The organism is Streptomyces sp. NPDC002867 (assembly GCF_053591895.1).
On the sequence record NZ_JBSFUR010000094.1, the window covers coordinates 1 to 6,645 of the forward strand.

The window sequence follows — 6,645 nt, forward strand, 5'->3', positions numbered from 1 at the left end:
GGCTACGTCAAGGAGCGCAAGCAGTTCGGCAAGCCGATCGCGGACTTCCAGGGCATCCAGTTCATGCTCGCCGACATGGCCATGAAGATCGAGGCCGCCCGTCAGCTGACCTACGCCGCCGCCGCCAAGTCCGAGCGCGGCGACGCCGATCTGACCTTCCAGGGCGCGGCGGCGAAGTGCTTCGCCTCCGACGTGGCGATGGAGGTCACCACGGACGCGGTCCAGCTGCTCGGCGGCTACGGCTACACCCGTGACTACCCCGTCGAGCGGATGATGCGCGACGCCAAGATCACGCAGATCTACGAGGGCACGAACCAGGTCCAGCGCATCGTCATGGCGCGCAACCTGCCGTAGTGACCCGGACGACGGCCCCCGGCAGCGCGCCGGGGCCGTCGGCACGTCCGGTCCCTACCGCTCGTCCTGCGGGAGGTGCGCCTTCGCCTCCTCGTACGTCCCCTCGCCGGTCTGCTCGGCGGGGGCGTAGAAGAGGTGCAGCACCCCCGTCTCGAAGGTCTCGGAGGACAGCAGCTTCAGCGGGATCGGAGCGTCGCCCTCGTCGAACAGGCGCATGCCCTTGCGGACGGCGATCGGGTGCACCAGCAGCTGCAGCTGGTCCAGCAGCCCCGCGGCCAGCAACTGCCGGACGACGGAGACGGAACCGCTCATCGCGATGGCGCTGTCGCCCGGCTCCTTCTTCAGCGCCGTGACCGCCTCGACGAGGTCGCCCTCGATCAGCTCGGAGTTCCGCCAGGTGAACTCCAGCTGCTGCCGCGAGACGACGATCTTCCGGGCGTCGCCGAGGATCTTGGCGAAGGGAGCGTCCTCCCCGCCGGCCGCCTCCCGCCCGGGCCAGGCGCCGGCGAAGCTGTCATAGGTCCTGCGCCCCAGGATCAGGGTGTCGGCCCTGCCGAGGACCGAGTCGACGGCGACGCCCATCTCGTCGTTGAAGTAGGGGAAGTGCCACTGGTCGGGCGCCTCCACGACACCGTCGAGCGAGATGAACAGCTGCGCGATGATCTTCCTCATGCCGGCCTCCACGCCAGTCGTCAGTGCCTTCTCGTCCCAGTAGACGCCGCCCGCCACCGGAACTCATCGGCGACGCGTCGCCATCGGCGCCTCAGGTACCGGCGACTGCCGTAGCGCCCCCGCGAGGCGGGGTAGGCGGAATGATCCATTTCGGTGCGGTTAGGCTGCGCTGCCGCCATCGGGCGGCGGTCATCGGCACACATGGGGTGGGAGAAGGAAATGGGCGCTTCCGACAGACGGATCGCGTCGCTGCTGCGGCAGATCGCCACGCAGGACGTCGTCGTCCTGCGGCAGGAGATGGCGATCGCCAGGCAGATCGCGGCGCAGGTGTACGTCGCCGAGCAGTACGGCTTCGAGTACGGCGAGGCCCGCCGGGAGGGACCCCGGAAGCAGGTCCTCGCGGTGTACATGTACCGGGACCCGCGGCCCGAGGCCCGTGTCCGCGAGGCCGCGACCATCGCCGCCTTCCCGGAAGCCGGCAGGGGCGGCGCGTCGCCCGGCCTGCAGCCGGGGACGCTGCAGCCGACGGCCGAGGCCCAGGAGGCCGTCGACCGCATCAAGGACCGCATCGGCTACGACGTCATGGCCAAGGCGGCGGACGCCGGCCAGAAGGCGGTCGCCTGGGGCATGTGCGGCGTGCTGGTCGTGGTGCTGCTGCTGGCGCAGATGTACGTGGGCGCGCTGGTGGGCGGCGCGGCGCTGGCCGCGTTCCTCCTCGGCGCGTTCAAGGTCGGCGAGGTCCGCCGGCAGCGGATCGCGCAGCGCCTGACAGCCGCGGGGTTCACCGCCGTACGCGACGAGCACGGCAGGGACCGATTCCTGCGACCGGGCCAGCAACTGCCGGGCCACGTCAACCCGTTCGCGGGCTGAGGGCGCACGCGCAAGGGCCCGCCGCACACGCGTGCGGCGGGCCCTTTGCGTGTGAGACGTCACTTGTCGGACACGGTGACCTTCTCGTCGTTCTGGATCTGCTGCACCAGCTGCCGCACCTTGGCCTTGTCCCAGACCAGGTTCCCGCCGCGGCTGCCCGACGTCGGCATGTTCAACGACGTACCGCTGCCGTCGGTGATGCCCTTCATCGCGAAGAACATCTCGCCCAGGTCGAACAGAGACATGTCCTTGTCCACGATCAGGGTGTCCAGACCGGCGCCCATCGTCGGGTACAGCTTGAACGGGTTGAGGATCGTGCCCGGCGTCGCCGCCTGGTTCGCCATCGCCGACAGGAACTTCTGCTGGTTCTTGGTGCGCGCCAGGTCCGACTCCGCGAAGGCGTAGCGCGTACGGACGTACGCCAGGGCCTGCTCGCCGTCGAGGGTCTGCTTGCCCGCCTCGAAGTCGGCGCCGGACTTCTTGTCCGTGAAGCCCTTCTCGATGTTCATCTCGACACCGCCGAGCGCGTCCACGATGTTCGCGAAGCCCGCGAAGCCGATCTCCGCGTAGTGGTCGATGCGCAGACCGGTGTTGTGCTCGACCGTGCGCACCAGCAGCTCGGGGCCGTCCTCCGCGTACGCGGCGTTCAGCTTCACCCGCCGGCCCGTGCCCTGGAACGTCTTGCCGGACTCCGAGCCCACGAAGGTGGGTATCTCCACGTCCGAGTCGCGCGGCAGGGACACCATCGTGTTCCCGCTGCCGCAGGCCGCGAGGATCATCATCGAGTCCGTGCGCTTGCCCTCGGCGGAGCCGGTGTGCAGCTTCTTCTTCTCCTCGGCCGTCATGCCCTCACGGCTGTCCGAGCCGACGATCAGGTACGTCGTGCAGTCGCCCTCCTGCGGCCGCTCGATGACCTTGGCGAGGTCGACCTCGCGCCGCACCTTGGAGTCGGCCCAGAAGTACGTGCCGATCGCCGTGCCGAGCACCGCCACCAGCACCACGACCGAGCCGACCTTGAACCGGCGACGCCAGTCCGGGGCCGGTCCGGGCTGCCGGTAGGGGCCGCCCTGCGGCGGGATGCCGCGGCCGCCCCCGCCGGGGGCGCCGTAGACCTGGCCCGTGTTGTAGCCGCTGTCGTAACCGGGCTCGGCATAGCCCTGGTCGTAGCCGCGCTGCTGCGGGGGCACCGAGCCGCGCGGAGGTGCGGCCGGGCGCTGGACATGGCGCATCACGCGCGCCCCTTCGGGCTGCGCACCGGCGCTGCCACGCCCGTAGCCGCGTCCCGTGCCGCCGTCGTCGGTCCATCCTTCGGGCCAGTCGTTCATGCCGAACAGTGTGCCGGTGGGATGCGGTGCGCCGACAGGGCGGGTGGGGAATCACACCACGGCTGTAGCGAACCTGATGCAATGCGGCCCCGGCATATGGTGGAGGGCATGACAGATCAGGCCCAGCGCCCGGAGGACGAAATTCCGGGTAAGCCCACTTCGGCGTCACGTACCACGCTCAGCCACATCATGACCGGCAGTGACACGAATCTCCTCGGCACCGTGCACGGCGGCGTGATCATGAAGCTGGTGGACGACGCCGCGGGCGCCGTCGCGGGCCGGCACTCCGGCGGCCCGGCGGTCACCGCCTCCATGGACGAGATGGTGTTCCTGGAGCCGGTCAGGGTCGGCGACCTGGTCCATGTGAAGGCCCAGGTCAACTGGACGGGCCGGTCATCGATGGAGGTCGGCGTACGCGTCCTCGCCGAGCGCTGGAACGAGTCGACGCCCGCGACCCAGGTCGGCAGCGCCTATCTCGTCTTCGCCGCGGTCGACGCGGACGGCAAGCCGCGGCCCGTGCCGCCGGTGCTCCCGGAGACCGAGCGGGACCGGCGGCGCTACCAGGAGGCGCAGATCCGGCGCACCCATCGGCTGGCCAGGCGCCGCGCGATCAAGGAGCTGCGGGAGAAGCGGGCCGCGGAGGGCATGGAGGACTGACGAGCGGGACACCGCTACGGGCAGACCACCTGGTCGCCCGTGACCGCGCCGAACTCGCCCTGGTGCGGATCCTGCGCCCGTACCGGCGTGACGCCCTTGTAGTCGGCGCCCGCCACCACCCGCAGCGTCGGCCCCTGGTTCTTCACGGGCCGCAGCTCGGAGCCCGGCAGGGCCGCCCGGAGCGACTTCGCCGACCGGTCCCAGCGCGGGTCGTACGTCACATAGGTGCGCCGCACCTGGCCCTTCCCGGTGTTGCGCGGGGCCTGGGTGGTGCGGAAGCCGGTGCCGCGCAGGGCCTTGTCGACCCGGTCGCCGAGGCCCGTCACCAGGGTGCCGTTGTAGACCTGCACCCGGATCTGCTGCGGCGAGACGTCGACCGGCGTCGCGCTCGGGCGCTCGGGGCGGTGCGGGGCCAGCGGCTTGTCCTCCCGCAGCAGCTGGAACAGCTTCCTCGACTTCACGGGGTCCCACTTCACCGTGGAACCGACGCCCTTCACGTGGTGGCCCACGTCGCCGACGGGCACCGAGGTGAACTCCGACGAGGCCGGCGTGAAGCCCCGCATCGCCCTGCGCAGCGCGAGCATCTGCTCGGGGCCGAAGCCCTTGTCGGCCCGTACCGAGCCGAGCATCGTGGACGTGACCCTGCGGAACTTCACCGGGTTCAGCACGATCCCGCTGCTGGTCGCCCGGTGGACGAGGGCCGCCAGGAAACGCTGCTGGCGCTGCATGCGCCCGAGGTCCGCCGCCCCGTCGATGTGGCGGGCGCGCACGTACTGAAGTGCCTGACCCCCGTTCAGCTTGTGCGTGCCGACGGGCAGGTTCAGGCCGGTGTGCGAGTCCTTCATCGGGCGGGCCGTGCAGACCTCCACGCCGCCGACCGCGTCCACCGTCTTCATGAAACTGGTGAAGTCGATCTCCAGATAGTGGTCGATCTTCACCTTGGTCATGTGTTCCACCGTGCGCACCGTCAGCGCCGGGCCGCCCTCCGAGTACGCGGCGTTCAGCTTCACCGGGTGCGTCTTGTGGTGCTTGCCGGTGGCGGCGTCGGTGTGCTCGGGGATCACGGCGTAGCTGTCCCTCGGCAGGCTCACCACACTGGCGCGCTCCCGGTCCTCCGAGATGTGCACCAGCATGATCGTGTCTGTGCAGCGGCAGCCTGCGCCGCCGAGCCGGTACTTCTTCTTCTGCTCGGGCGTGATCTTGTCCCTGCCGTCGGTGCCGACGATCAGGATGTTCATGCCGTTGCTGTCCCCGGGACGGTTCTTCATGTCGCGGAACGGGTCGACCCGCTCGATCCCGGTGTCGAGGTTCGTCACCACCGCGTGCCCGATCCCGCCGACGCCGAGCACCAGCACCGAGAGCGAAGTCACCATCCGCACGCCCCAGCGCGGCCGCTCGCGCCGGACCGGCGCCGCGGCCGGACGCCGTCTGACATGTCCCGCCGGGATCGGTGCCGGGCGACGGGGGCGGGGCGGTGGGGGCAAACGGGGGCGGGGCGGTGGGGGCAAGGGGACACCTCCGCGACGACAGGCGATCTTGAGCACCGTAGGCCCATACGATCTGCGACACCGGCCGCCGCGCCTGGGCGTCCCCCGTTCGCGGTAACGTGGCGGGCGATGAACGCCACGCCCGCTGTCTCCGTGATCATGCCGGTCCTCAACGAGGAGCGGCACCTGCGCAACTCGGTCCGTCACATCCTCGAGCAGGACTACGACGGCGAGATAGAGGTGGTGATCGCGCTCGGACCGTCCACGGACCGCACCGACGAGATCGCCGCCGAGCTCGTACGCGAGGACCCGCGGGTCCACACCGTGCCCAACCCGACCGGTCGCACCCCCGCCGCGCTGAACGCCGCCATCAGGGCCTCGCGCCACCCGATCGTGGTGCGCGTCGACGGCCACGGCATGCTCTCGCCGAACTACATCGCGACCGCCGTCCGTCTCCTGGAGGAGACCGGCGCGCAGAACGTCGGCGGCATCATGCACGCCGAGGGCGAGAACGCCTGGGAGCACGCGGTCGCCGCCGCGATGACGTCGAGGATAGGAGTCGGCAACGCCGCCTTCCACACCGGCGGCACGGCGGGCGAGGCCGAGACGGTGTACCTGGGTGTCTTCCGGCGGGAGGCCCTGGAGCAGCAGGGCGGGTACAACGAGGAGTTCATCCGTGCCCAGGACTGGGAGCTGAACTTCCGCATCCGCGAGGCGGGCGGGCTGATCTGGTTCTCGCCGGAGCTGAGGGTGCAGTACCGCCCCCGGCCGTCCGTGCGGGCGCTCGCCAAGCAGTACAAGGACTACGGCCGCTGGCGCCATGTCGTCGCCCGCTACCACCAGGGCTCCATCAACCTGCGCTACCTCGCCGCCCCGACCGCCGTGTGCGCGGTCGCCGCGGGCCTGGTCCTGGGTGCGACCGTGACCCCGTGGGCCCTCGTGGTGCCCGGCGGCTACCTCGCCGCGATCACGGCCGGCTCGGTCCCCGCCGGCAAGGGGCTGCCCCTGAAGGCCCGGGTGCAGATTCCCCTCGCGCTGGCGACGATGCACATGTCGTGGGGGTACGGCTTCCTGACGAGCCCGCGCTCGCTGGCGAAGAAGGTCATCGCGAGCCGACGCCCCTCGGTGAAGACCGCCGCGGCCTGACCCGCCCGCACCGTGTGCCGGACGCCGGGGCGGCCCCCCGGGGGGGGGCCGCGGGCGGGGAGGGGGGGGGGCGCCCGATAGGTGGGGGGCGGGTGTTTTGAATGAGACGCTGTTTTGGTGTGGGCGAAACAGCT

7 protein-coding genes are annotated in these 6,645 nt (G+C 70.9%); 4 read left to right on the forward strand and 3 right to left on the reverse strand.

Translation table 11 applies throughout. The features are described 5' to 3' along the window. The coding region (locus ACWD0A_RS34420) for an acyl-CoA dehydrogenase family protein (protein ID WP_451304617.1) at positions 1–354 on the forward strand (354 nt) is incomplete at its 5' end. Between the two features lie 54 nt (positions 355–408). On the opposite strand, the gene ACWD0A_RS34425 is transcribed toward ACWD0A_RS34420, so the two are convergent. Further along, the gene (locus tag ACWD0A_RS34425; RefSeq protein WP_451304619.1) at positions 409–1,026 is read right to left on the reverse strand and encodes a dihydrofolate reductase family protein; all 618 of its coding nucleotides are present in this window, start codon (positions 1,024–1,026) and stop codon (positions 409–411) included. Positions 1,027–1,245: 219 nt separating this feature from the next. Here ACWD0A_RS34425 and ACWD0A_RS34430 point away from each other — a divergent pair, with 219 nt between their 5' ends. Next, on the forward strand, positions 1,246–1,896 hold the full coding sequence (locus ACWD0A_RS34430; protein WP_451304621.1) for a hypothetical protein: 651 nt from the start codon (positions 1,246–1,248) through the stop codon (positions 1,894–1,896). Positions 1,897–1,955: 59 nt separating this feature from the next. Here ACWD0A_RS34430 and ACWD0A_RS34435 read toward each other — a convergent pair whose 3' ends face one another. Continuing rightward, the gene (locus tag ACWD0A_RS34435) at positions 1,956–3,221 is read right to left on the reverse strand and encodes an LCP family protein (RefSeq protein WP_307715164.1); all 1,266 of its coding nucleotides are present in this window, start codon (positions 3,219–3,221) and stop codon (positions 1,956–1,958) included. A gap of 108 nt (positions 3,222–3,329) precedes the next feature. Here ACWD0A_RS34435 and ACWD0A_RS34440 point away from each other — a divergent pair, with 108 nt between their 5' ends. After that, positions 3,330–3,878: an acyl-CoA thioesterase gene (locus tag ACWD0A_RS34440; protein ID WP_177152318.1), complete on the forward strand. Its 549-nt coding sequence runs from the start codon at positions 3,330–3,332 to the stop codon at positions 3,876–3,878. 14 nt (positions 3,879–3,892) lie between these two features. Here the strand turns inward: ACWD0A_RS34440 and ACWD0A_RS34445 are convergent, their stop codons facing one another. After that, positions 3,893–5,386, reverse strand: a complete 1,494-nt coding sequence (locus ACWD0A_RS34445; RefSeq protein ID WP_451304623.1) for an LCP family protein — start codon at positions 5,384–5,386, stop codon at positions 3,893–3,895. Positions 5,387–5,494: 108 nt separating this feature from the next. Between ACWD0A_RS34445 and ACWD0A_RS34450 the strand changes: the two genes are divergently transcribed. After that, positions 5,495–6,511, forward strand: a complete 1,017-nt coding sequence (locus ACWD0A_RS34450) for a glycosyltransferase family 2 protein (RefSeq protein ID WP_451304625.1) — start codon at positions 5,495–5,497, stop codon at positions 6,509–6,511. Positions 6,512–6,645 lie beyond the last annotated feature (134 nt).

Excerpts from the sequence above, each read along its gene's own strand:
- ACWD0A_RS34425 (WP_451304619.1), bottom strand. The coding sequence starts at position 1,026 with ATGAGGAAGATCATCGCGCAGCTGTTCATCTCGCTCGACGGTGTCGTG.
- ACWD0A_RS34430 (WP_451304621.1), top strand. The coding sequence starts at position 1,246 with ATGGGCGCTTCCGACAGACGGATCGCGTCGCTGCTGCGGCAGATCGCC.
- ACWD0A_RS34435 (WP_307715164.1), bottom strand. The coding sequence starts at position 3,221 with ATGAACGACTGGCCCGAAGGATGGACCGACGACGGCGGCACGGGACGC.
- ACWD0A_RS34440 (WP_177152318.1), top strand. The coding sequence starts at position 3,330 with ATGACAGATCAGGCCCAGCGCCCGGAGGACGAAATTCCGGGTAAGCCC.
- ACWD0A_RS34450 (WP_451304625.1), top strand. The coding sequence starts at position 5,495 with ATGAACGCCACGCCCGCTGTCTCCGTGATCATGCCGGTCCTCAACGAG.